21 protein-coding genes are annotated in these 24761 nt (G+C 46.8%); 9 read left to right on the top strand and 12 right to left on the bottom strand.

What is annotated here, in order from left to right; genetic code table 11:
* Nucleotides 1–189: 189 nt before the first annotated feature.
* The 5 genes from QUA43_RS05955 to QUA43_RS05935 form a co-directional block, all read right to left on the bottom strand.
* Nucleotides 190–4749 carry a PAS domain S-box protein gene (locus QUA43_RS05955; RefSeq protein ID WP_333371867.1) on the bottom strand — a complete coding sequence of 1520 codons (4560 nt, stop codon included), beginning with the start codon at nucleotides 4747–4749 and terminating at the stop codon, nucleotides 190–192.
* Nucleotides 4750–5769: 1020 nt separating this feature from the next.
* Nucleotides 5770–6723, bottom strand: a complete 954-nt coding sequence (gene mdh / locus QUA43_RS05950) for a malate dehydrogenase (RefSeq protein ID WP_333371865.1) — start codon at nucleotides 6721–6723, stop codon at nucleotides 5770–5772.
* Nucleotides 6724–6839: 116 nt separating this feature from the next.
* Nucleotides 6840–7055: an NAD(P)H-quinone oxidoreductase subunit O gene (locus QUA43_RS05945; protein ID WP_015178120.1), complete on the bottom strand. Its 216-nt coding sequence runs from the start codon at nucleotides 7053–7055 to the stop codon at nucleotides 6840–6842.
* 188 nt (nucleotides 7056–7243) lie between these two features.
* On the bottom strand, nucleotides 7244–8197 hold the full coding sequence (locus tag QUA43_RS05940; protein WP_333371863.1) for a DNA-formamidopyrimidine glycosylase: 954 nt from the start codon (nucleotides 8195–8197) through the stop codon (nucleotides 7244–7246).
* Between the two features lie 2 nt (nucleotides 8198–8199).
* Nucleotides 8200–8580, bottom strand: a complete 381-nt coding sequence (locus QUA43_RS05935) for a photosystem I reaction center subunit IV (protein WP_333242176.1) — start codon at nucleotides 8578–8580, stop codon at nucleotides 8200–8202.
* Between the two features lie 287 nt (nucleotides 8581–8867).
* Here QUA43_RS05935 and QUA43_RS05930 point away from each other — a divergent pair, with 287 nt between their 5' ends.
* Both QUA43_RS05930 and QUA43_RS05925 read left to right on the top strand, forming a co-directional pair.
* Nucleotides 8868–9596 (top strand): RibD family protein, encoded by a 729-nt coding sequence (locus QUA43_RS05930; protein ID WP_333371860.1) that lies wholly within the window; start codon nucleotides 8868–8870, stop codon nucleotides 9594–9596.
* Between the two features lie 191 nt (nucleotides 9597–9787).
* The gene (locus tag QUA43_RS05925) at nucleotides 9788–10984 is read left to right on the top strand and encodes a GNAT family N-acetyltransferase (protein WP_333371858.1); all 1197 of its coding nucleotides are present in this window, start codon (nucleotides 9788–9790) and stop codon (nucleotides 10982–10984) included.
* Nucleotides 10985–11409: 425 nt separating this feature from the next.
* On the opposite strand, the gene QUA43_RS05920 is transcribed toward QUA43_RS05925, so the two are convergent.
* On the bottom strand, nucleotides 11410–11976 hold the full coding sequence (locus tag QUA43_RS05920) for a hypothetical protein (protein ID WP_333371856.1): 567 nt from the start codon (nucleotides 11974–11976) through the stop codon (nucleotides 11410–11412).
* Between the two features lie 182 nt (nucleotides 11977–12158).
* The gene (locus QUA43_RS05915) at nucleotides 12159–13523 is read right to left on the bottom strand and encodes an ATP-binding protein (protein ID WP_333371854.1); all 1365 of its coding nucleotides are present in this window, start codon (nucleotides 13521–13523) and stop codon (nucleotides 12159–12161) included.
* A gap of 289 nt (nucleotides 13524–13812) precedes the next feature.
* Between QUA43_RS05915 and QUA43_RS05910 the strand changes: the two genes are divergently transcribed.
* The 5 genes from QUA43_RS05910 to QUA43_RS05890 all read left to right on the top strand — a co-directional run bounded on the left by QUA43_RS05910 (nucleotide 13813) and on the right by QUA43_RS05890 (nucleotide 18645).
* Entirely contained in the window at nucleotides 13813–14658 is an 846-nt protein-coding gene (locus QUA43_RS05910) for a M48 family metalloprotease (protein ID WP_333371853.1), read from the top strand.
* A gap of 79 nt (nucleotides 14659–14737) precedes the next feature.
* A complete protein-coding gene (locus QUA43_RS05905) occupies nucleotides 14738–15244 on the top strand; it encodes a TspO/MBR family protein (protein WP_333371851.1) in 507 nt (168 codons plus the stop codon).
* 225 nt (nucleotides 15245–15469) lie between these two features.
* On the top strand, nucleotides 15470–17344 hold the full coding sequence (gene ftsH4, locus QUA43_RS05900; RefSeq protein WP_333371849.1) for an ATP-dependent zinc metalloprotease FtsH4: 1875 nt from the start codon (nucleotides 15470–15472) through the stop codon (nucleotides 17342–17344).
* 302 nt (nucleotides 17345–17646) lie between these two features.
* Complete coding sequence (locus QUA43_RS05895; RefSeq protein ID WP_333371847.1) at nucleotides 17647–18090, top strand: Tse2 family ADP-ribosyltransferase toxin; 444 nt, start codon at nucleotides 17647–17649, stop codon at nucleotides 18088–18090.
* Between the two features lie 30 nt (nucleotides 18091–18120).
* Nucleotides 18121–18645, top strand: coding sequence for a hypothetical protein (locus QUA43_RS05890; protein ID WP_333371845.1), 525 nt, complete (start codon nucleotides 18121–18123; stop codon nucleotides 18643–18645).
* A gap of 93 nt (nucleotides 18646–18738) precedes the next feature.
* Here QUA43_RS05890 and QUA43_RS05885 read toward each other — a convergent pair whose 3' ends face one another.
* The 3 genes from QUA43_RS05885 to QUA43_RS05875 form a co-directional block, all read right to left on the bottom strand.
* Complete coding sequence (locus tag QUA43_RS05885; protein ID WP_333371844.1) at nucleotides 18739–19257, bottom strand: DNA-binding protein; 519 nt, start codon at nucleotides 19255–19257, stop codon at nucleotides 18739–18741.
* Entirely contained in the window at nucleotides 19254–19700 is a 447-nt protein-coding gene (locus QUA43_RS05880) for a DUF6932 family protein (protein ID WP_333371842.1), read from the bottom strand. The genes QUA43_RS05885 and QUA43_RS05880 overlap by 4 nt, the downstream gene beginning before the upstream one ends.
* A gap of 128 nt (nucleotides 19701–19828) precedes the next feature.
* On the bottom strand, nucleotides 19829–20725 hold the full coding sequence (locus tag QUA43_RS05875) for a M48 family metalloprotease (protein WP_333371840.1): 897 nt from the start codon (nucleotides 20723–20725) through the stop codon (nucleotides 19829–19831).
* 313 nt (nucleotides 20726–21038) lie between these two features.
* Here QUA43_RS05875 and vapB point away from each other — a divergent pair, with 313 nt between their 5' ends.
* Both vapB and QUA43_RS05865 read left to right on the top strand, forming a co-directional pair.
* Nucleotides 21039–21260 (top strand): type II toxin-antitoxin system VapB family antitoxin, encoded by a 222-nt coding sequence (gene vapB, locus QUA43_RS05870; protein WP_333371838.1) that lies wholly within the window; start codon nucleotides 21039–21041, stop codon nucleotides 21258–21260.
* Between the two features lies 1 nt (nucleotide 21261).
* Nucleotides 21262–21642 carry a type II toxin-antitoxin system VapC family toxin gene (locus QUA43_RS05865; protein ID WP_333371836.1) on the top strand — a complete coding sequence of 127 codons (381 nt, stop codon included), beginning with the start codon at nucleotides 21262–21264 and terminating at the stop codon, nucleotides 21640–21642.
* A gap of 110 nt (nucleotides 21643–21752) precedes the next feature.
* Here the strand turns inward: QUA43_RS05865 and QUA43_RS05860 are convergent, their stop codons facing one another.
* On the bottom strand, nucleotides 21753–23345 hold the full coding sequence (locus tag QUA43_RS05860; protein WP_333371834.1) for a B12-binding domain-containing radical SAM protein: 1593 nt from the start codon (nucleotides 23343–23345) through the stop codon (nucleotides 21753–21755).
* 383 nt (nucleotides 23346–23728) lie between these two features.
* Nucleotides 23729–24694 (bottom strand): NAD(P)-dependent oxidoreductase, encoded by a 966-nt coding sequence (locus tag QUA43_RS05855; protein WP_333371832.1) that lies wholly within the window; start codon nucleotides 24692–24694, stop codon nucleotides 23729–23731.
* Nucleotides 24695–24761: the final 67 nt, after the last annotated feature.

Raw genomic sequence — 24761 nt, 5'->3', positions numbered from 1 at the left:
AGACAAACACAGATTTACGCATATGAATGATATCAATTCCGGTTGTACCGTCCGTGATTACTGATTGTTGACTAAATTTTACGCCCGACGAGGCTAGCGGATTTTAGATGGTTGAAAATAATTACCAAACTGACGCAAAGTAACGCTTTCGCAATTGCCAATTGCCAATTACAACTTACCAATTCCTCATTAACAATTAGCTTTGAGGGGAATCTCGATCGCCAATTCTGTACCCTGTCCCGGCGAAGAAGTGCATTTGAGCGACCCGTTGTGTCTGTCTGTAACAATTTGATAGCTAATTGACAAGCCCATCCCAGTGCCTTTACCCACAGGTTTAGTGGTAAAAAACGGGTCAAAAAGCCGAGTGCCGACAGTCTCCGGTATTCCCGGCCCGTTGTCAGCAATCCGAATGATTACTTTGCCCGCTGGCGATATTTCAGTGCGGATGCGGATGTTGCTGGGCTTTTGCCGCATTTCCTCAGCAGAACGGCGCAGATCCCGTTCTTCCAAAGCATCCACAGCATTGCTCAAGATGTTCATAAATACTTGATTTAACTGTCCGGCATAACATTCTACTAAGGGCAGTTGAGCGTATTCTTTAATTACCTCAATTTCTGGATGGTTGTGTTTAGCTTTGAGCCGGTGCTGCAAAATCATCAGAGTGCTATCTATGCCGTCGTGGATGTTGACTGCTTTCATTTCCGCTTCGTCCATGCGGGAAAATGTGCGGAGAGAAGCAACAATTTGTTGAATTCTGTCTGCACCAACTTTCATTGAAGAAAGCAACTTTGGCAAGTCTTTCATCAGAAAGTCGAGTTCAATATTGTCTACTTCCTCTTGAATTTCTGGGACTGGATCGGGATAGTGATTTTGGTAAAGTTCGATCAGGTGTAGCAAGTCTTGGGTATAGTCGTTGGCGTGGCTGAGATTGCCGTAAATAAAGTTAACTGGGTTGTTGATTTCGTGGGCAACTCCTGCCACAAGTTGACCGAGACTTGACATTTTTTCATTTTGAATTAACTGCGATTGAGTGCTGGTTAATTTCTGCAATGTTTGTTCTAATTCGAGAGCTTTATTGCGAGTTTGGGCGTAAAGATCGGCTTGGTTGAGAGCGATCGCCAATTGAACTGTAACCGCTTGCAATAATTCTACTTCGCCCTCACTCCAGGGTCGCACAGCAGCGGAGTGGGCGCAGGTAACAACGCTCACTACTCCCGAAAGTGCCTGCATCGGAATTGCCAACACAGATTGGTAGCCCATAGAGTTAAGAGACCGTCTCCAAACAGGGTCTGCGATCGCTCCGACATCATCGATTTGTAGCGTTTCTAGACGCAACATCTGTTCTCCTATAGTGCCGAAGTCAGAAGCTTTATAGCAACCTATTAAATTGGGAAGTTCTCTTCTGCGAGATTCTTGAATAATTTCCCAAAAAGCCTCTTCTTGTTCGCTGCGGTACCAGGAAAAATAGCACCGATCGATCTGCATGAAAGCCCGAATTTCTTGGACGGCGACAGCAATAATGCTGTCGAAATCGAGGGAATTGCGGATTTGAGTCGTGAGGTTGTTGAGCAATTTTTCTCGATCGGCCTGCTGTCTGAGTCGGGCTTCCGATCGCCTCAAGGCAATTTCTCCACGCTTGCGATCGGTAATGTCTTCGGTGACAGCTAATAGATATTGCGGTTTGCCATCAGCATCGAGTATTGCTGTTTTCTTGGTATGAAATATCCGCGTTTCTCCTTGGCTCGTTTCAATCTCTTCCTCGGCGATGTCTACAATTTGCCCGCTGTTGAGCACTTCCCGGTCTTTGGCGGTGAAAAAATCAGCTTGTTCTGTTGGGAAAAAGTCGTAATCATTTTTACCCATAACTTCTGCTGCACTGAAACCGAGCAACTCTTCGGCGGCCGGGTTCCACAGCACAAACCGCAGTTCTTGAGCATCCTTAGCAACTACTCCTACGGGTATGGTTTTGAGTACGGACTCCATAAACTGTTGGGCGTGTTGGAGTTCTGCTTCTGCCTGTTTGCGATCGCTAATATCTCGGATGTTGGCAATGATGCTGAGATTACCGTTGAGATGAATTCTGGACAGGGCAATTTCTGCATCAAAAGTTGAACCGTCGTTGGGACGCCTCGCTTTCCATTCCACGCGGGGTGTTTCGCCGGCTAATACTCTTTCCCAAAGTTCTTCCATTTTTTCAATGGGATTGTCGCCACTTGAATAGTGGTTTTTAATTGATAATTTTGTTGCTTGCTCACTGGTAACTCCGTACATTTCTAACATTCGATTATTGACATCGAGAATATTTCCTTCTAAATCGTGAATCAAGATAGCATCGTAGACATTGTTAAATATGGTTCGCAGGTTTTGCTCGGAAACTTGCAGCGCTGCTTCTGCCTGTTTGCGATCGCCAATTTCTTGTTCTAATTGCGTGACTGCTTGGGAAAGTTCGGCCGTGCGATCGCTCACTCTGTCTTCTAACTCGACTGCTGCTTGCCTTAGTGCTGCTTCGGCGGCTTTGCGATCGGTAATATCGAGCACCGTACCGAACAGTTTTAGCACCTTGCCGTTAACATCGGTTTCGGCTCTGCCCACGGCGTTCACGTGTCGCAAGATGCCGTCGGGACGGTAAAGGCGAAAGTCAAAATCAAAAGGGATGCCTGTTGCGAGTCCCCGCTGCACTTGAGTTTGCCACAATTCCAAATCTTCTGGATGAATCAGAGCTACCTGTTCGGCTATGTTGGGCGCGATGGGGGCCGGTTCGAGCCCGAAGATGCGGAAAAGTTCTTCCGACCAAGTGAGGGTTTCGGTGGCTGCGTCGAGTTCCCAATTGCCGACGTGGGCGAGTCTCTGGGCTTCTTGTAGCTGCCGCTGGCTGTGGCGGATGGCGGTTTCGGCAACTTTGCGATCGGTGATGTCGAGCAGGACACCGCAAAATACGATTTCGCCGTTCTCGCTGCGGGTAGGCATGGAGTCGCCCTGCCACCAGCGAATCTCACCGTCGGGCTTGACTAACCGCCCTTCGTAGTGCCAGGGGGATAGGTTTTCTATGGTCTCGTTCACCGAAGCGATGTAGCCTTCCAAGTCTTCGGGGTGGACGCGGGAAATTAAGCAGGTAATGTCTCGCATCATTTCTGCTGCTGTGACGCCGGTAATATCGAAGATGCGATCGCTCATGTAGTCAATGCGCCAAACTCCCTGGCTGCTGCAAAATTGGAACAGAGCTCCGGGGATGGTGGCCGCGATCGTCCGGAACCTGGCTTCGCTGGCACTGAGGGCGGCAAAAGTCTGTCGCAGTTCGGCCGTGCGTGCTTCTACTCTACGCTCTAGTTCTGCGTTGGCGTGTTGTAAGGCTGCTTCTGCTCGCTTGCGATCGGTAATGTCGGCGGCTGTACCAGTGGTGCCTAGGAAGTTTCCGGTTTCGTCGTACAGGGTGATGGCGTTAAACATCAAATGTTTCATGCTGCCGTCTTTGGCAATTTGGGTGGTTTCGTACTGGAAAAGTGATTCTCCGGCCAACAGGCGGGCGAACACTTCTAAATCTTTCTGGTTTTGTTCTGGTGTCACAAAGTCGGAGAACGGGCGACCGATCATTTCTTCTGGTTCGTAACCGTAGATGTACTTAACTGCTGGGTTGACGAAGGTGTAGCGCCCGATCGCATCGACCGACCAAATCATGTCTTGCGAGGTTTCTACCAGGCTGCGGTATTTGCTTTCGCTGGCTTTGACGGCTTCTTCTGCGGCTTTGCGTTCCGTCATGTCGCGGGAGACGCCGACAGTCATGACGATTTCGCCGTCTGCGTTGCGGATCGGGGTTTTGACGGTGCTGAACAGCCGCACTTCTGAGTCGTAGCGCGTCACCGGTTCTTCCGAAATTTGCAGAGTCTGTCCGGTGTCAAATACGAAGGCGTCATCTCTGACGTACTGGAGAGTATTGTCGGGATCGGCGAAAGGTGCGTCTACGATGTCTTGAAGTTCCTCTTGAGTCATGCCGTAATAATCGCGGAATGCTTGATTTGCCCAAACAATTTTGGATTTGGGGCCTTTGACTAATACCATATCGCCGATCGAATCGAGAATTTGGTGATATTTTTGCTCGCTGTCGCGGAGTTTCTGCTGCGTGGATTCGATTTCTGCTATTTGCCTCTGGGTTTGCAAGTGTAGTTCGGCTTGGTAGATGGCAACTGCTAAATGGTCGCCTACTTGTCTGGCAAATTCGATTTCGTCTTCTTGCCACTGGCGGGGTTGACCGCAGGAGTGAATGCACAGCAATCCCCACAAATGTTGCCCTTGCAGCAGCGGTACGACTAAGTTGGCTCGGATTTGAAACCGCTTGAGGATTTTGAGGTGACAAGGGCTCAAGCGCGCTTTGTAGATGTCCGTGACTGCTTGAACGTATCCTTTGGTGTATTTGGCTGCAAATTGTTCGCCGAAGCAGTAGTCGCGGATTTTGGTTCCCAAAGATGGGCTGTATTGGGGCAGTACGTCTTCGGAGACTACTTCGCCCTCGTTCAATTCGGATTCGGGAAAGAAGCGATAGACGGCGACTCGATCGGCATTTAGGAGTTGCCGAACTTCGGTGGCTGTGATTTTGAATATTGTTTCTAAGTCTAGGGATTCACGAATTTTGCTAATAACTCCCATCAGCGCTTGCAGCTTTTTGAACCAGGTTTGAGACTGCGTTTCTCTTTCTAGATGAGCTAGTTTCTCGCGCAGGTTGCAGACTTCGTGATACAGGTATTCATGAAACATAATGCTTTTTATTTAGTTATTTTGCGTTTTGGTATCGAGGTTGATGGCATCTCAATAGCGCTCTGCAAGTTGAGTCTGGTAACTCAAAAAGGCAAAGAACCTATTCTCCTCCTTCTGCTAGCACTTAGCAGCTACTCACACTGCATTTCCGTATTTTTTCGAGATTTGGAGGTCAATCGACCATCTTAGCTGCCGTATATTTACTGAAAAAGTGGCATAATTTGCTACTTCATTAAATGTCAATTATTGAGAATAATGCTAACAAAACTTAAACATCAACCCGGTTTCTTAACGTAATTAATTCAGGGAAACTCCGAAAGTGGAACGAAGAAACCCGGTTCCATTGCGCGATCGGGAGGAGCGTCTAGGGAGCATCTCAATGAAAGCAGGCAAGCTAGAAATTGGAGTTTTGAGACTCTCTTGCTGCGAGGCTCTCTTGCTGCGGGGAAAGAGTCAGAAGGAAGAAGCCAGAAGAAGTGTTTTTACAAATATGAGATGCTCCCAGCGTCTCTGACTAATTTTGACATTTTTTTGGCTCGCCTGCAGTTGAAATTGTCACCTTTTTATTATTAACGCCAAAAGGATAAATTTGGTATAAAGTCCCATTTCGCTTTCTACCTTTAAAGTGCAACCGTGTGGTTCTGCAATACTATCGCGTGTGAGAGATAACCCAAAACCAACTGCTTGGTGGTTTAGTCAAGAAAACATGGAAGATTATTGCTTAAATTTTGAGAGAAATTTCGATGCCATTGTCGCGAATAAAAATTTAACTGCTTTTGCCAATTTTTGCTCTATTACCACATTTGCGAGACTACAATGTTGTGTTTATATATCGGTTCTTTGCTACCCATTTTATGCTTGTGAAATACAGCCTAACAAGCATGATTAATAATATTTATCAAAGCGAGGTTTAAATCCTAGAATCCAACTTAGGAAAGAGCGATCGCACTGTCATACTCAATATAAATTATTATATTGAAGTGGCGAGCAGGCGGCTGTGCTAAACGAATTGCTACAAGCTTAAGAAGCAGTTTTCAGTATTGCCTTCGCTTCCTCAATATTTTGGGCAACCAATTTGCCCGACTCGATAAAGGCTGCTCTTTCAGTATCGCTGAGTTCGAGTTCCACTAATTGTTCGACTCCCTGAGTTCCCAAGCGGCAGGGCACTCCTAAAAAGATATCTTGCACGCCGTATTCGCCGTGCAAATAAACGCAGCAAGGCAAGAGTCGGGACTGATTAAATAAAATAGATTCTACCATCAAACACACAGCAGATGCGGGTGCAAAATAAGCACTACCAGTCTTCATCAATTTTACAATTTCTGCGCCACCGTGGCGAGTCCGCTGTACGAGTCGATCGATCGCCCCAGCATCCATAAGTTGATTGATGGGAATACCGTTGACAGTAGAATAGCGGGGCAAAGGAACCATCAAATCGCCGTGAGAACCGATGACAGTTGCATTGATTTCAGCAATTGAAACGCCCAATTCCATGGCAATAAAAGTTTGAAAGCGGGCGGAGTCGAGAACTCCCCCCATACCCATGACTCGGTGTTTTGGCAAATCCGCAGCTTCCCAAGCTAAATAAGTCATGATATCTAGGGGATTTGTGACTGTGATTAAGATTGCTTCGGGAGAATGCTCGATCGCCTGTTTTGTGGCTTCGGTGACAATTCGAGCATTGATTTTAATTAAATCTTCCCGATTGATACCGGGTTTGCGCGGCACTCCGGCGGCAATTACTATGATATTTGAGTTTGCCGTATCTGTATAATCATTTGTACCGACAATTTGGCGATCGTGGCGTTCCACTCCCCTGGCTTCCATCAAATCCAAAGCAACGCCTTGCGGCCAACCCTCCACAATATCTAGCAATACTACATCTGCCAGATTTTTCTCAGCAATTCGCTGGGCTAACGTACTGCCGACTTTGCCTGCACCAATAATTGATACGCGGTTTGATGGAGAATTCATTGGGTTTTAGATTTTAGATTTTAGATTTTAGATTTTAGCAATCAGCTTAATTGGGGAAAGGTGCGCGGTGTGCACCCTTCGCTACATTAAGAACAGTGAGGTTTAGTTGTGGTGAGTTACTTAAAATCTTCGAGTTGGTCTACCCGCAGCCAAATATTGGGGGTGGGAACTTTGCCAAATTTGACGAAGGCATAGTCGCCGCGAACATCCATCACTTCGCCCTTTGTTTCAAATATATACGAGGAAAAGCGCTGGTCGCTGGCTTTGGCTTCTAGACTGTTTTCCAATTTTTCGCGTACAGCGCGAACTATACTGCCTTTCTTGATTGCCATAACTTGCTTTGTTTAGTTTAAAAAACTATACAAATTTTAATCTAGATTTGGCTGGAAAGTCACTCGGCGATTGAAATCGCTACTAAACAAACGAAGTCCAATCCAAGCGGACTAAGGAATAAAGGGGTGCGATTCGTGGGGTACATCTAAAATCTAAAATCTAAAGCCTAAAATCCATTAACTGCTTGCTATGTCTGACAAATGGGGCAAAAATGAGTCGATCGCCCTGCTAATTTTATACGTTCGATGGTTGTGGAGCAAGTGCGGCAGGGTTGACCGGCGCGATTGTACACCCAAGCGACGCCGCCGTAGTTGCCGTTGACACCTTGGACGTTGAGAAAATTGCTAAAAGTGGTGCCCCCGGATGCGATCGCCTTCTGTAAAACTTGAATAATAGCTGTATGGATGCGCCCAATTTGCTCTGCGGTCAAATCCGCGCACAGAGTTGTGGGCATCACTCCCGACAAAAACAAAGTTTCGTCTGCGTAAATATTGCCCAAACCAGCTATCAGTGCCTGGTCTAGCAAAGCTGTTTTTATGGGTCGCGCCCGCCGGTGCAGCTTGCGGGTCAAATATTCTGTTGTAAATTCCTCTGAAAACGGTTCGGGGCCTAAGAGTTTCAGACCGATGACGGTGCTGGAAACCTCGGTTTCTGGTGGCACGTACCACATTTGCCCGAAGGTGCGCTGGTCTACAAAGCGCAGTTCTTGGTTTCCTTCAAAAAACAGCCGCACTCGCGCGTGTTTTTGCAGGGGTTCGGATCGGTTCACCCACAGCAGTTGCCCGGTCATCCGCAGGTGAACGCCCAGCCAGCCGGCTTTTGAAGGAACGAGGAAGGAAGAAGGAAGAGGAAAGAAGGAAGAAGGAAGAGTGGAAGAACTTGGAGTTTGATCCCTAAATTCTCCCCCTTTCCCTTTTTCCCTTTCTCCTTCTGGGTATTGAGATAGTTCTGCCAGGAGGTATTTGCCGCGTCTGTACCAGCGGGCGATCGACTTTCCTTTGAGTTTCGTCAAAAAATCGGTCGCAGAGATTGAGCGGGCGATCGTGCTGTTTAACAACACATCCCCGCCCAAAATTTCTCGTTCGAGGGTTGCTTGATTCAAACCCCGGCAAATAGTTTCAACTTCTGGCAGTTCTGGCACAATTAGCGTTGTTCTGTTCCTTGATTTGGCGAACCTTCGACGCTGCCGGTCACTTCGGCACCGGGTTTGCTGTCGGTTGAAGTTTTCGGCTGCTGGGGGGCGCCACCGCTGCCGGTTTTCCGCGTTTTCTCGTCCAGCGTGGTTTGTTTGCCGCCGGAAGCTACTGGAGTCCCTGTTTTCGCTTTTGCTTTGGGTGCTGCTACTTCCACTAATTCGCTTTGGGCGAAGTTGTTGGTGTTGACGCCTGCATAATTTACGCTGTTAAAGCGAACGATAACTGGGTATTTAATGCCGCTTTGGTCTACCGTAGCAACGGTGCCCACTTCTTGATACCAGAAGGATTCTTTGCGGAGAATCCGAACTGTAGAACCGCGTTGAACCATGAGCTTTGTTTCCTTTGCGATGAATAAACGGATAAAGCCATTTTTTTTACTCTAGTCGATCGCGCGACGCATTTGAAGTCTGCAAAGAAATTTTTACCTGTCGCGCCGTTTTTTGATCGGCTGTTTGTAAAGAAAAGTAAATACTTTGCTAGGGCGATCGCTGGGGTTGCAAAATAAATAAACCCACATTATCCGTCAAATAAAACCAGTACGAGCGAGTTGAAAACAAACTTTACAAATAGTTGTGAATTGCTACAGTTAAATGTTCTGGGAAATTCTGATAAGTCATGACTGAACCTCACGCCACAGTAATACTCGCGATTAGTGCGGACGGTAAAATTGCAGATGCAGTCCGATCGCCCGCGAGATTCGGTTCTGCCAAGGACAAAGCCCACCTCGAACAGCAAGTAGCAGCAAGTGACGCGGTTTTGTTCGGCAACGGCACTTTACAGGCTTATGGAACGACGATGAGAGTAATTTCGCCGGAATTGCTCAAACAGAGAGAACTGCAAGGGAAGCCCCCACAACCGGTGCAAATTGTATGTTCGCGATCGTCCCAATTTGACCCAAACTTGCGATTTTTCCAGCAACCGGTGCCTCGCTGGCTGCTGACAGGGCAAGACAGTACGGAAACGGCATTGCCGTCTCCTCTTCCTTCTTCCCTCTTCCCTCTTCCTTCTTCCTTCTTCCTTCTTCCTTCGATGTTCGATCGAATTATCTATGCAAAAACCGCAGGTGGAGAAATTGATTGGATTGATGCGTTTCAACAGCTAGCAAGCTTAGGTATCAAACGTTTGGCGATTCTGGGCGGGGGGAAACTGGTAGCGTCTGTGCTGGCTGCGGGCTTGGTAGACGAACTTTGGCTGACGGTTTGCCCGTTAATTTTGGGTGGCGCGGATGCACCGACACCAGTGGAGGGAAAGGGTTTTTTGGCGGATTTAGCTCCAAAATTGGAGCTTTTGGCGGTTAAACAGGTGGGACAAGAGGTATTTTTGCATTATCGGGTCGATCGATAGTCGCGCATTTCACTGGTTCCCCGGCTCTGCCTGGGAACCCATGTAAGCGAGGCTCTGCCTCGCCAGCCCAAGGAAAATCGAGGCAGAGCTTCTGGATCTGCGTTACCAGGCTCTGCTTGGTAACAAGTGTCGAAGAGGGGAAATTATATTAACTTAAATGAAGTTCGATCGCTCTACGCACAAATCTCCCTATGCTGAAACAGCCAAAACCTGAATATTCTGTAGCCTGGATTAGCAAAATAGGCGAAATCCCGCAAGCGTCGTGGGATGCCCTGGCGATGCCACTAAAAACTCCATTTCTGGAATGGGATTGGCTGAACAATCTCGAAGTCTCGGGCAGTGCGACAGGTAAAACCGGTTGGCTACCGCATCACTTAACAGTCTGGCGAGACAAACAGTTGATTGCTTGCGCGCCACTTTATGTCAAAAGTCACAGTTACGGCGAATTTGTATTCGATAATCAGTGGGCGGATTTAGCCCAACGTTTGGGTGTTCAGTATTATCCCAAACTAATGGGAATGACGCCGTTTACTCCGGCTGAAGGCTATCGGTTTTTGATTGCCGAGGGGGAAGATGAAGACGAGTTAACTGGAGTAATGGTAAGCGCGATCGACCATTTTTGCGATCGCCACAATATCTCCGGCTGCAATTTCCTTTATGTCGATCCCGAATGGCGGCAGCGCATGGAACGCCACGGTTTCAGCGCTTGGCTGCACCACAGCTATATTTGGCAAAATCAAGGCTATCAAAATTTTGACAATTATTTAGGCGCATTTAATGCCAACCAGCGCCGCAATATCAAGCGCGAACGCAAAGCCGTTGACCAAGCTGGTTTGTTGATAAAAACGCTGACGGGCGATGAAATTCCTCAAGCTATGTTTGCTCAAATGTATGCTTTTTATGAGAATACTTGCGACAAATTTGGTTGGTGGGGAAGCAAGTATCTGACTAAGCGATTTTTTGAACAGTTGCACCACAATTATCGCGATCGAGTTTTATTTGTCGCCGCCTACGACAAGGAAGATGAGAGACACCCGGTGGGTATGTCTTTTTGTTTGTATAAGGGCGATCGACTGTACGGGCGTTATTGGGGAAGTTTGCAGGAAATCGACTGCTTGCACTTCGATGCTTGTTACTATACGCCGATCGAATGGGCGATCGATCGGGGCATCCAAAGCTTCGATCCCGGTGCCGGCGGACGGCACAAAAAACGGCGCGGCTTTCCAGCTACGCCAAATTATAGTTTGCACCGATTTTATAACAACCGTCTGGCTCAAATTCTCAAGTCTTATATCGGTCAAATCAACGAAAGAGAACAGGAAGAAATTGATGCAGTCAACGAGGATTTACCTTTTACTAAGTTACCTCCTTTGTTACTCGGCGAGTGAAATCGCTTCTTGTCAAACAAAGTCTCAGTTATATCCGATCGCACTCGCGATCCGATAATTCCATCATCTAATCCGGTTGATTTTACCTGTTACCCGAAATCAGGAGACGGCGCCGTGCCGTTTCCCTAAAATTAGGGCGATGGTTACATCCAAGCGAGGGCGAAGGCGGGCGATTCCTCGCCCGTGCTACGACGTTTTCGGTATCGAGATTTTCGCGTAGGGAAACGGCACAGTGCGGTGTCCTCAATAGCCCTGTTGTCGATGGTTAATTCGGGTCTTGAAATCGCGTCTACAAAAACAAAGTCCGCCCCGGCGGACTAAGACATAAGTCAGATTAGGTATTAGTTATTGGTTATTGATAGCAGCTAACTAATAACTAATAACTAATAACTAATAACTAATAACTAATGACTAATGACTAATGACTAATTCAAAATTACCTTGCCATCTTCCTGAATTTCCAGGGATTTTGTATCAGCGGCCAAGTCAGTTGTCGCGCCGAAACTGACTTGCAACATTCCCGGCATCGCGGTTGCTTGGGGGCGAACCAGTACCAATCCGCCGTCTGGGCGCTGATAAGTGAGGGTGATGGGCACTTTGAGGGCTTGAAGCAAAATTTCAGATTGTTCGCCCAGAGTGCGCGGCTGGGTGACGCCTACGATTTGATAATTGATGACAGCATTGGTGGTATTCACCAGTTTAATTACTATCATGCCTTCGGCAGGCGTAACTCGCGCACTGGGCATGGGGAAGCGGGCAGGCGCGTCTGTTGGTGTAGAGGGCATCCCGCTGAGGCCCGGACTCGCAGCCGGAGTTGGTTCGCTGACGGGCTCTTCAGTGGCTGCGGGAGTTTCTGCGGGTTGGGACACGGGTTTTCCTTGTTGGGGCGGGGGGCCGCCGGCCTGGGAAAGTGTTGCGAGACTAACGAGTAAACCTCCGCAGGTGGCTGCTAGCAAGCTGATTTTTTTAAACGGTAGATTGTGGCGAAACATAAATAACTCCTCACAAGTTCGATCGAGGTTGTCCAACAACGTTTATGTTAATCTATGGCGGAAATGAATTTTAATAGCTGGGTTTGGGCGCGAGGTAGGAAGAATAAGGGTTTGAGGGGTAGATTTTTTTTAAACCGCAGAGGGCGCAGAGGGCGCAGAGGAAGAGAGGAAGAGGGGAAGTTTTAAAGGCGGAATTGTTCTGATTTGTGGGCGGGGAGGGTGACGGTAACGGCGGTACCTCGATCGACTTGGCTGTCAATGCGGATTTGGCCGCGGTGATTTTCGACAATTGCTTTGGCGATGGCTAATCCTAAACCGGAACCGGCGGCGCTGCGGTGGGTGCGGGCGGGATCTGCGCGGTAGAATCGATCGAATAAATGCGGCAGGGCTTCTGCGGAAATCCCGATGCCGGTGTCTGTTACTTTTATTTGCAGTGCTGGATTTAACATCGCCGAATTTCTTTTGTTTTTAGCTGCAAGCTGCAATTCTACTTGAATTTGACCGCCAGAGGGCGTGTACTGGACGGCGTTGCTGACGAGATTGGTAAAAAGTCGGGCTAGTTGATCCCAGTCGCCTAACAGTGTAAAGTTTTCCTCAGCGTTGGGCAGATCGACAATTTCCAAAGAAAGAGAGAGATTTTGGGTAGTGGCGATCGCCTGTTGTTCTTCAATTACCTCCATCAACAAAGCATCGAGAGGAACATCAATCCACTGCTGCTGCACGATACCGCTGTCTTGTCTGGCTAAAAACAGCAAATCATCAACCAAGCGCCCCAAACGGCGCGTGAGACGTTCAATAACTTGTAGCTGTTGATGCTGCTGCGGTTCGATATCCGGTTCCGCCAAAGCTACTTGGACGTTAGTTTGAATAGTGGCGATCGGATTTCTGAGTTCGTGAGAAGCGTCAGCCGTAAACTGTTTGAGACGCCCGTAAGACTCCCGTATCGGTGCCATCGCCAATCCCGACAGCAGCCAGCCAATAGCCGCCACGCCAATTAGAGTTAAACCCGCGCCCAAAATCAAATCAAGAATTAATTGGCGGATGGGTTTTGTCACTTCAAACCAAGGATGGCTAACTCGCAAATATCCCAGAACTTGGCGGCCAGTTTCTACTCGCTGCGTTACTTGTCTGAGGGAATAGTTTTGATCGGACTGTAACTTATTATTAATGATCCAAACTGTTTCGCCTGTACGGTTAGCGTGAATGGGAATATTCAGCGGTTCCGATAAAGTAGACCACAGCAATTCACCCGTAGGACTGAACCATTCTAAATCAATGTGGTCGTCTTCTACTGCATCGGTGCTGTCTCGAAAACTGGCTTGAATATTAACTTGCAATTTATTTTTATCTGTGGTAATAGGGAAATTGAGCGGTTCGATAACGAGAGTTCGCTCTATTACTTCGACAACGTGATGGAGGGTGTCATCTATGCGATCGATCAAAGTATTGCGGACGTAAAAATAGAAACCTGTGGCGAATACAAGTAACAATACAGCAGTAACGGCAGTGTACCAAATAGCGAGGCGGCGGCGGGTAGCTTGAAACATTGGGAATTTGGGAATTGGTAATTGGTTGCTTGTTATTTGTTACTTGTTATTTGTTATATCATGTGCGGGTAATCGCCGAGTGTTATTGTTGTTGTGTAGTGCGAGCTTCTAGCTCGCGAGCTATCGGAACGCGAGCTAGAAGCTCGCACTGTTGTCGCAATCAATTACCAATTCCCAATTACCAATTCCCAATTACCAATTCCCAATTACCATTATTAATACTTCAGACAGATGTCGAGGTAGCTGCCAAGCTGGTAATCTACTCGCTAAACTTTTTAGGTGAAAGCCTGTGAATAAATTTTTATTTCGAGCCGCGATCGGGCTATTAATGGCATTTTTTGGGGCAATTACCTATTTTACAAACGACGTACAAAATCCGGTAACAGGAGAGAGACAGCGGGTGCAGCTTTCTCCCCGCCAAGAGATAGTTTTGGGATTGCAAGCGCGAGATAAAATGGCTGCCCAGCACGGGGGGCTTTATCCCAGCCAGAGTATTCAGCAGTATGTCGATCGAGTCGGCGAACGAGTTGTCAACGGTTCGGCGGCGAAACAAGCAGGTTATCCGTTTGAATTCCACCTGCTGCGAGATGCCCAAACTGTCAATGCTTTTGCTTTACCGGGGGGACAAGTTTTCATTACTGCGGGGCTGCTGCGCCGGCTAAATTCCGAGGCTCAGTTGGCCGCTATACTAGGGCACGAAAGCGGTCACGTTGTGGCGCGCCACAGTGCAGAACACTTGGCAAAACAGCAGTTCGGCAGGTCTTTGGTAACGGCGGTTGGGGTGGCTACTAGCGACGATCGCGGTGGGGGTCAGCAAGCAGCATTAATTGCTCAAGCTGTCAATCAAGTTGTCGGTTTGCGGTACGGTAGATCGGATGAACTTGAGAGCGATCGGCTCGGTTTTCGGTTTATGACCGAAGCTGGTTACGATCCTAGAGGTATTGTTGAGGTGATGCAAATCCTCGGTGCTGCTAGGAAGGGCGAAGCGCCACCGGAGTTTTTGAGTTCTCACCCCAACCCTGAAAACCGAGTTCAAAAGTTGCAAGCTTTAATCGCACAAAATTACCCTAACGGCGTTCCAGCTAATTTGGTGTCTGGACGCGATGAGTTTGCTAAAAATGTGTCGGGCGGTTAGCAATAATTGCATCGGGCTTTACAAAAGTTATTACTAAAGGCGGATCAAAGTTCGGCTTGGATTTGAGACGATCGACTTAATGAGCGATCGAGCAATTGGAAAGTTGAAAACCATGATTGAATCTTGGATGATTATCGGCGGCGTTACTTTCTCAGTCGCCATGGGCACTCTGTTTTTTAAACTGCGCGATATTAACTGGGCCGTCAAACTTCAAAGGCCGGATTGGATGTTTTTTGAGCCTGCTATTCCGTTAATTTGGACAGTGATTTTTGCTTGTGGGGCCGGGAGCGCTACTTTCGTGTGGGAACAGGAACCCGGTAGTCTCAAAACTTGGCTGCTGATGGCTTTCTACTTGCTTTTAGAAATTGTAACAGTTGCTTATATTCCTGCTACTCTCAGAGCCAAAAGTCTGAAAGTAGGGACGATTTTGGGAGGGGCTGGCGAGATTTTGGGAGTTGTGTTGACGTTGGCTGTTTTGCCGATTTCTCAAACCGCCGCTTTGTTACTTTTGCCTTACGCGATTTGGGGTGCGATCGGCACTTATACCACTTGGGAAATGATTCAATTAAACCCAGAAGCTGCATAAATATTCGGTGTTCTTCGGCGCACCCTACATACCATAACGCTCTTCTCTTCCTTCGTGTCCTTCGCGTCTTCGCGGTTCGTTAAAAAAATATTGTGAATAATAGCAAATCCGTGCTAGCGGGTTAACCCACCCGATCAAGTGAGGAAATCCGCTTAACAGTGTGTGGGTATTTGATGAGAAAATAGATGAATAAAACTGCTTTAAATCAAAGGATGACAGTTATCAATGGCCATTAAAGACCAGCCCCAACCACCTCGTTTTCGACAAATTAGCAATATCTTGTTATTGCTCTCAAGTTTATTTTTGCTGGCAAACATCTTTTTACCCAATTTGTTTGGCCCCCAAATTCCGCAAGTGCCTTACAGCTTGTTCGTTCATCAGGTTCAAGAACAAGATGTAGCGCGAGCTTCGGTAGGCCAAAGTGAAATTCGCTACCAACTAAAAGGCGAAGGCGACAAACCCGGTCAAGTGCTCTCCACTACGCCGATTTTTGACCTGGAACTTCCTAAACTTTTGCAAGAAAAAGGCGTTGAATTTGCGGCAACTCCCCCTTCCAAAAATGGCTGGATCGGCAGTGTTTTAAGCTGGGTGGTTCCGCCGCTGATTTTTGTGGCGATTTTTCAATTTTTTATGAACAGACAGGGCGGTGGGCCACAGGGTGCGCTGTCGATCGGCAAAAGCAAAGCTAAGGTCTATGTAGAAGGGGAATCGGCGAAAATTACTTTTGCTGATGTGGCTGGAGTAGAAGAGGCTAAAACTGAATTAGTCGAAGTTGTTGAGTTCCTGAAAACTCCCGATCGCTTTACGGCAATTGGCGCGAGAATTCCGAAAGGCGTGCTGTTAGTCGGGCCTCCTGGAACTGGCAAAACGCTGTTAGCTAAAGCAGTGGCTGGTGAAGCTGGCGTGCCGTTTTTTAGCATCTCCGGTTCGGAGTTTGTGGAACTGTTTGTAGGTGTTGGTTCTGCCCGAGTTAGAGATTTATTCGAGCAGGCTAAGAAACAAGCTCCTTGTATTATTTTCATTGATGAATTGGACGCGATCGGCAAATCTCGTAGCAGTAACGCTAGCTTCGGTGGGAATGATGAACGCGAACAAACTCTCAATCAACTATTAACTGAAATGGACGGTTTTGCGGCGGGCAATACTACGGTAATTGTGCTGGCTGCAACTAACCGCCCGGAAAGTTTGGATGCCGCTTTGTTGCGCCCCGGTCGTTTCGATCGCCAAGTTTTAGTCGATCGCCCCGATTTATCTGGCCGCGAAGAAATTTTGAACATTCACTCTCAAAAAGTGAAGTTGGGCCCGGATATTGACTTGAAGGCCGTCGCCGCTCGCACCCCCGGTTTTTCGGGCGCAGATTTGGCAAATTTGGTCAATGAAGCTGCTTTGTTGGCGGCCCGCAACAAGCGACTAACTGTAGCGCAGGAAGACTTTTATGAGGCGTTTGAGCGCGTTGTCGCTGGCTTAGAAAAGAAAAGCCGGGTGCTCAACGAAAAAGAGAAAAAGATTGTGGCTTACCACGAAGTCGGGCACGCGATGGTGGGTGCTGCGATGACTGGCGGCGGCGAAGTGTCAAAAATCTCGATCGTCCCGCGCGGTATGGCTGCATTGGGTTACACGTTGCAGGTACCGACTGAAGACCGTTTCTTGTTGGATGAATCGGAATTGCGCGGTCAGATTGCTACACTGCTTGGAGGGCGATCGGCTGAGGAAGTCGTGTTTGGTAGCATTACTACTGGCGCTTCAAATGACTTGCAAAGGGCGACTGATTTAGCTGAACGGATGGTGACAACTTACGGGATGAGTAAGGTTTTGGGGCCTCTTGCTTACGATCGAGGCCAGCAAGCAATGTTCCTCAGTGATGGTATGGGAAATGCCCGCCGTGCGGTGAGTGCTCAAACTGCGGAGGCGATCGACCAAGAAGTGAAGGAAATTGTCGAAACTGCACACCAGCAAGCTTTGGATATTCTGAAAGCAAATCGGGAATTGTTGGAAACAATTACGCAGAAGCTGTTGGAAACTGAGGTGGTGGAAGGTGATGCACTTAGCAAATTCCTCGGTCAAGTGCGGCCTTTAGATAAGGTTGCGGCTTCAGTTTAATAGGGTTTAATAAACCGCCGATGAACGCAGATGATTCCAAATCATCTGCGTTTTGCGATCGCACCCCACGATGAGCCGACTGAAACAGACAACGGCAAACGGACAAACCCGCGTTTGTGCGATCGCAAGTAATTGTATTAAGCGAGAGCAATCACAGGGCGCTCTCCCTGATACTAAAATCAAAATAAATGAGCAGTGACATCTCACGAATTAGCTGCAACAACAAAGAGCGATCGCATCCAACCAATGCAGGAATTACATTATGATTGGTCTGGCGATCGAGTTGGGCTGATAAAAGGCTAATGGCAAGACTCTATTATCGAGGCATGGCAGAAGAAAACGGTAAACCCAAAATGGGACGCAACGCGAGGCTACTGGGAGTCAGACCCAGTATTGACATTGATGTTGAGCAAGTGCCCAAAGAGTGGTTGGATGAACAAGGTTATTTACTACCAGAAATAGAGCGCAAGTCTTCAGAGGAGTCTGTCACTGTAGCCATTAGAAACACAAAAGGAATGTCTGTATCCCTCTCTATCGAAGGCTTACCACCATTCCGCAAACCCCCAAAATTTGGCGGAACAGGAAAAGATCCTCTTTGGCAGATTGACGACAGCAAGATCCTCGGAGATATTGAAGCTGTGCAAGATAGTCCAACTCATGTCAGTATTTTGCCAAGCGCTACAATGCTTTTAGAGAAATATGAAGCAGCCCTGGCCCAGACACAAAACGAATGGGAGAAAGTTTGATAGTTTAATTTAGTCAACGGGAGAACAGCAATGGCATGGGTGTTTAGCTTATCGGCTGAATGTGGCACCAAGCAATCTGAAGCACAGCAATTTGCTCAATATTTCAATGAAATTTCCTGGGTGATCTCAAACGGTAGACATTCCCAATGTCGGGCAGAAATTTTTCAGGACATAGAAGAAAATTGGTGGTGTCGAGTTTGTCCAAGTGGCATCAGTGAGATTGGAATTGACACTCCAGAAAGTGCTTATTTAATGACGGAAATAGGTATATTTCTGTATCAGAGTTTGCGGTTCGCTCCACCGTTTCGGTATGCTTTAGTTGGTATGGAAGTAGATGAATTTAGAACCTACAGCGAATTGATTGAAGAGCCTGCCTTGCTTTTTCCTGGATTGGTTTTAGCTGAAGCTGTTTGGCAAGCAACGGGAGCATCTTCGGTTTTTAGATCGTTCAGTCTCGGATATGTTTGGAAGCCCTATGAAGGTGAAGTTTATAGACCACTACTAGCATCGCCTGACCTAAAAAACAAGCTTGATGAATTGCTGAGGGTGGGGTAAATCCTTTTAGTGGAGACATCGCCCCCGCCTATCTAATTTACACCCAACAAACCCAATCAACTCAGTAGTTTTCCCGATCGCACCCTCAAATCTTTAGGCGGTTTTACTTGCCTTCTTCTTTTTTCGTTCGCGCCTTTCTACTGCTATTTGTTTCATAACCTCTATTTCCTCAAAATCGACCTGCATCACAGCCGTCTTAAACTCCAGACCCAAAACACAGCTAATTTCAAGGAGTTCCATATAACTAGCACCTTGATAATCTTTCTTCTCGTGTTCCTTAAGGCGTTCAGGGTCCATATCCAACCTTTCTGCTAGTTCTTCCACGCTGATTTTTGCTGCCATTCGAGCTTTAATTAAAGCATCTGATAGTTTATTGAAATTCTCAACTACAAGTTCGATCGGCTTACTCTTGTCCCACGCCATCAATCGTTCATATTCTGCTATTTCTTCGTGCAACTGATCCAAATGGCGCTGAATCGAACCTCTACCTGCATCCCATTTGAGAAAGTCCTTTCTTTTTGCTTCTTCATCCCGCTCCATTGCTGCTAGAGTTTTGTTGAATTTTTGAACCCAATCTTTGCTGACTCCGTACTCAAATTCATCTTTAATCACGGTTCCCACCTCATTAAATCGATCGCTATAATTCCTTTCGTGTTTTTGCCTCTGTCACTTTGAAAAAATTCAAAGGAATTTTCTCCGTAATTGCCTACAGGTTCGTCTGAGGGAAAAATTTCCCCTCGATACTTAGCTTTTTGGGCATTTCGATCCTGATGATTGAACAATCTAGGAGCATTGATTCTCAGATACTCCCTGTCTACAGTTTCTCTATCGTAACAAGCATCAAAATCATTAGGCTTATCTTTGCTGGTAACAAAACTACCATCAATATAGATAGTTCTAGCACCTGCTGCTTTTAATTGGGTCATTGCCAGTTTCAAGCCCAATATCAAGCTATCTCTTTTAAAATTAGTGCCAAATCTTTCCTCAAACTCCTCCCATTCGCAAAAATGAACTCCTGGCGGTAGATTGCCGTTTTCATCGAATTCTGGAATCACTTACTCACACCCGCGCCGCAAATTAGTTGTTCGAGTCGATCGTACCACAGCTATCATTATAAACATACAAAAACCCGGCTGCTTCAAAACACCGGGTTTCTCCATATTGTTGCTGCATTTTCAATCGATCAAACTCCGTTGATGTAAGCGATAACAGGAGAACCTTGCTGCTGCTGCGCGATTTCCAAAAGCCGCTGAATGCGCTCCTCTGTCGGCGGGTGAGTGCGGAAAAGTGACTGCAAACCTTTAGTCGAAAAAGGATTCACAATCAGCAGCGGCGACATCGCAGGATTGCCGTGCATCGGAATTTCATGACCCAGTTTCTCCAATTTTTGCAGGGCGTTTGCTAAGCCGATCGGGTTATTGGTAATTTCCACCGCACCGCTGTCGGCTGCAAATTCCCTAGTACGAGAAATCGCCAATTGAATTACGGTTGCTGATAGCGGTGCTAAAATGATTAAAAACAGCAAACCAAACGGATTCGGGCCTTGTCTGCTATCCCGCGTCACCGGGCCGTAAAGCGCTCCAAAAGTCAGAATTCGCCCGACAAATGTAATTGCACCGGCAATTGTTCCTGCAACTGCTTGAGTGAGGGTATCGCGGTTGCGGATGTGCGTGAGTTCGTGCGCTAAAACGCCTTCCAATTCTTCGCGGGAAAGTAGCTTGATGATGCCTTCAGTAACTGCTATTGTCGCGTGTTCCGGGTCTCTTCCTGTGGCGAATGCGTTGGGAGATTGAGTCGGAACTACAAATATTTTCGGCACCGGAATTTGGGCTTTTTCGCTCAGCGATGCTACCATATCGTAGAGTTCCGGTGCTTCGCTGCGGGCGATCGGCTGAGCGCGGTAAGCCATTAACGCGGCCGTGTCGGAATAGTACCAAGAGCTAAAACTTGAGAAGGCGGCTAGCGCTAAACCGATGTAAAGTCCTTGCTCGTTGCCGATTAAATAATAACTTCCTAAAACGAGAAGGCCGCTTAGGAGTCCTAAGAGAGCGGCTGTTCTGAGTTGATTTGTTCCTAACATAACGGGTTGAGGGCGATCGCTATTTTGAGATTTTTTATCTTGTAATTAGATTTTCATATTTGCGGGCGATCGCGCCTCTATCTGCCGAAATAACTGGTGTCGCCAATAGTAGTATTTCACCTTTTGAGTCAGAAACTGGGAATCCCTCGGGAGGCTCTCTCGCCTGCTCTCAAGAGGCGATAGAGCCACAGGATATGACATTTCCAGGCTCTGGTTGGAAACGAGATTAAACGAGATAACCATTCTAAATACCCTTGGACTGCAATTACGGTATAATTGGTGAATATGACATAGTAAAAATTCCACATAAATCATGACTATCGATATAGAGATTTTTCAAACTGTCGTCAAGATGCCAGAATCTCTCAAACAAGAGATATTGCATTATGCAAAATATTTACTTGAAAAATACGCAAAAACTGAATCATCTCCCGAACAAATTGAACAACCTCATGGTTATGGTAGTTGGGCCGGTCAGATCGTTATGTCTGATGATTTCGATGAACCGCTGGAAGATTTAAAGGAATATATGTAACATGGAATCCCTTTTAGATACTCATGCCTTTCTGTGGTATTTGCTTGGCGATTCCAATCTAGGTAGTAAAGCAAAAGAAGCGATCGATACTAAAACAGGTTTGTACTTTAGTATTGCCAGCCTTTGGGAAATCTCTATTAAAATCAATGTCGGTAAGCTTCAACTGAATCGACCATTTGAAGACCTGCCGAAGGAATTGCAATACATTAACGCTCAAATTCTACCAATTACATTTGAAGACAGTGAGATTTACGCAGGTCTTCCTCTGCATCATCGAGATCCTTTCGATCGCATTCTGGTAGCACAGACGATGAATCATTCGCTGGTTTTGATTAGTCGCGATGAGGCTTTTGATGCTTATCCAATTCAGCGGGTGTGGTGATGAAGAAGGCAAAAATTTTATCAGTAAGCCCAGCTAACAAAAGAGAATAGCCAGATACCCGACTTGTTTAAGAAGTCGGGTATCTGGCTATTAGGTATAATTCTCCAACCCTAAACCGCTTGCACTTGCTTTTCCTCAACAGCAACCGGTTCTTGATATACAGTTTGAGACTCATTAGCCAAAAACTCAGCCAATTGAGCTTCAATTTCATCCCGCACAATCTGGCGGTATTCCAGAAAATGCTCGTTGTGAGCACACACTGTTAAATAGTGATCCCAAACCGCCGGATTGCGCTTGAAAATGCTGAACAAATGATGCCAGAACTTCCACCGAGTGCTACGCTTGACTCCCTGCCGCCACACCACAGTTAGCAGTGCTCGCAAATCGATCCAACTGGGAACTCTTGCAGGTATATTTGCTGTAGGTGCACCTAACATTAAGAAATGGCGATAAGTCCGGTCTAAATATTTCTCAGCATCGTACACTTCGCAGAATGCCTCGACATATTCGCGGGCAATATCTTCGAGAGGCCGCGTCGGGATAAAGTTCATCAAGGTAGTCTGGTTGAGGTTGCCAGATTTGTCGCGCAACCGCCCTTCTTTTGCGAGTCTGTGGGACAATGCAGTGTGCGGCAAAGCTTGCAGCATTCCAAAGGTTGTGCTCGGAATGGCTGCTGCTTCGGCAAACTTGACAATCCGCTGACCGGCACCGGGTTTTTCGCCGTCAAATCCAATGATAAATCCGGCCATTACTCGCAAACCGGATTTGGCAATTAACTCTACGGATTCTATCAGAGAATTGCGGGTATTTTGGAATTTTTTGGTCATTTGCAGGCTTTCTTCATCAGGGGTTTCAATCCCTAGAAATACTGCATTAAAATTGCAAGCTACCATCATATCCATCAATTCTTGGTCTTGGGCTAAATCGATGGATGCTTCGGTGTTGAAAGTAAACGGAAATTTGTGTTCTTCTTGCCAGACTTTTAAGTCTTTTAGCAACAGTTTGACGCTGCGTTTGTTGCCGATAAAGTTGTCGTCTACCATGAACACGCCGCGCCGCCAGCCCAAGTTGTAGAGATAGTCTAATTCTGCTATCAATTGTTGGGGGTTTTTTGTGCGGGGTTTGCGCCCGTAGAGGACGATGATGTCGCAGAATTCGCACTGGAAAGGACAGCCGCGCGAAAATTGAATCGACATGGAATCGTAGGCGTCTAATTCCAGCAAGTCGAAGCGGGGCACCGGGGTTGTGGTAACATCGGGTTTTACGCCGTCCGATCGATAAATTCCGCTTTTTTCGCCGCGCCCTATTGCTTCGACGAACATCGGCAAGGTGATTTCGCCTTCGTCGAGAATCAGGTAATCTATGCCCGCTGCTTGAGGTTCTTCGGGTACGGAAGTCGGGTAAGGGCCGCCGCAAGCTACGGATTTACCGCGCCGTTTTGCTTCGCGAATGATGTCTAGCAAATCTTCTTTTTGGACAATCATTGCGGACAGAATAACGAGCTCTGCCCATTCCCATTCTGCTTCGGTGATTTGTCTGATATTGCGATCGACTAACTTAAATTCCCATTCTTGGGGTAAAATAGCTGCTACTGTTACCAAACCCAGCGGTGGCAGCAGAACTTTACGATCAACTAATTCTAGGATTTTCTCGTAAGACCAAAATGTTTTCGGAAACAGCGGGTAAACTAGAAGAACTCGCATTATATGTTAAACCTCACATCAGTAAACAACTTGCGATCGGGCGGGCGTGTTTGAGAGTTCGATCGACTCTCAAGACTTCATGTTAAGGCTAAAATTACGATCTTGCACTCGATCGAATATCTGGCGAGGGGTGACACCCCCTAATACCAACAAATTGAGCGCAATTTTTAGCTTGCAGTTCCCTGTTAAAGTTTGCAAATGCTGATATCTTATCGTATTTGACCCTTAATTGACGATAATCGCATTTAAAAAGCATGGGACGAAGGCAAAAAAGAATTTGAAAAACTTACATTATTCGTAAAATACGCCTCGGCGCACCCTACATCTATTTCGTAAGGTGCACATTCCCTCTTCCCTCTTCCTTCTTCCCTCTTCCTTCTTCCCTACTTTGAATCTTTGCCGGGAATCCCGCTAGTTCTTAACATATCGGCAACTGTGCCGCAGTAACTCGGCATTCCTATGGTTTCGGGATTCACAAGATTTTGATAGGTAAAATGGCGATAGCTGATGCAAAATCTATCCCAAGCAGCCACTTGAATTCGGAACAGCCAAATAAAGAAATCGGCCAGCCAAGGTGACAGAGTAATCCGAAAAAATATCTTTTTATTCAAATACTCGCAAGCTTGTTCTACCACTTCGTTAGCTGTAATCGCCGGATTTCCTAGCACAAAATGTCTCGGTTCCTCGGAAGCCGGCGGATGTTGAACCAAATAATTAACTACTTTAGCAATATCTGCGCCGTGGATGAAGTGAAAACTGCCATCTGCCTTAAACCAGCGAATCAAACCAATCCATTTAGCCACAAGTGGCAGGCCAGATGACAAGTGAGAGACGGGTTTTTCGGCGTCTCCTCCCAATACTAATGTCGGGTAAAGTGCCGTAATTGGAGGCACATTTGTCAAAGATGACAAATGCACCATGCAGTTGTATTTTGAGCTAATATAATCTGTCCCCAGTTCCCCGGCTTCTTTGAGCAAATTGTTGTCTCTACCGAGAATACTGGCAGTTGAAAAATAAATTACTTGTTGGCAAGTCTGTGGCGAAAGTAGTTGAATTAGCTGCAGAGTTTTGGTTACGTTAACGTCAAACACTTCTTGAGTTCCTCCCCAAGCAGTGGCAGCTAAAATTGCGACATTAATTGTTTGCAAAAGTTCGGCGTGTTGCTCGATATCTCGCATATCGCCTTGTAATATATGGATGCCGGGGCGGGCTTTCCAGTCAAATTTTAATTTTTCTGGGTTGCGAACTAATAAGTAAAGTTCGTGGTTTGTTTCTTGAATCAAAGTTTCGGCCATGTAGTGACCGATACAGCCACTTGCACCCGTCACAAAAATTTTTTTTGAGTTCATTTTGCCGCAGGGGAAGAGGGTTTTTTGACTTGATGCTGAGGCTAAGATCCCCCCTCGCCCCCCTTCT

The sequence above is a fragment of the Microcoleus sp. N9_B4 genome (assembly GCF_036701635.1).
In the GTDB taxonomy this organism is placed as follows: Bacteria; Cyanobacteriota; Cyanobacteriia; order Cyanobacteriales; family Microcoleaceae; genus Microcoleus.
The sequence above is the reverse complement of the archived record's forward strand: the minus strand, read 5'-3'. Positions and strand labels throughout refer to the sequence as shown.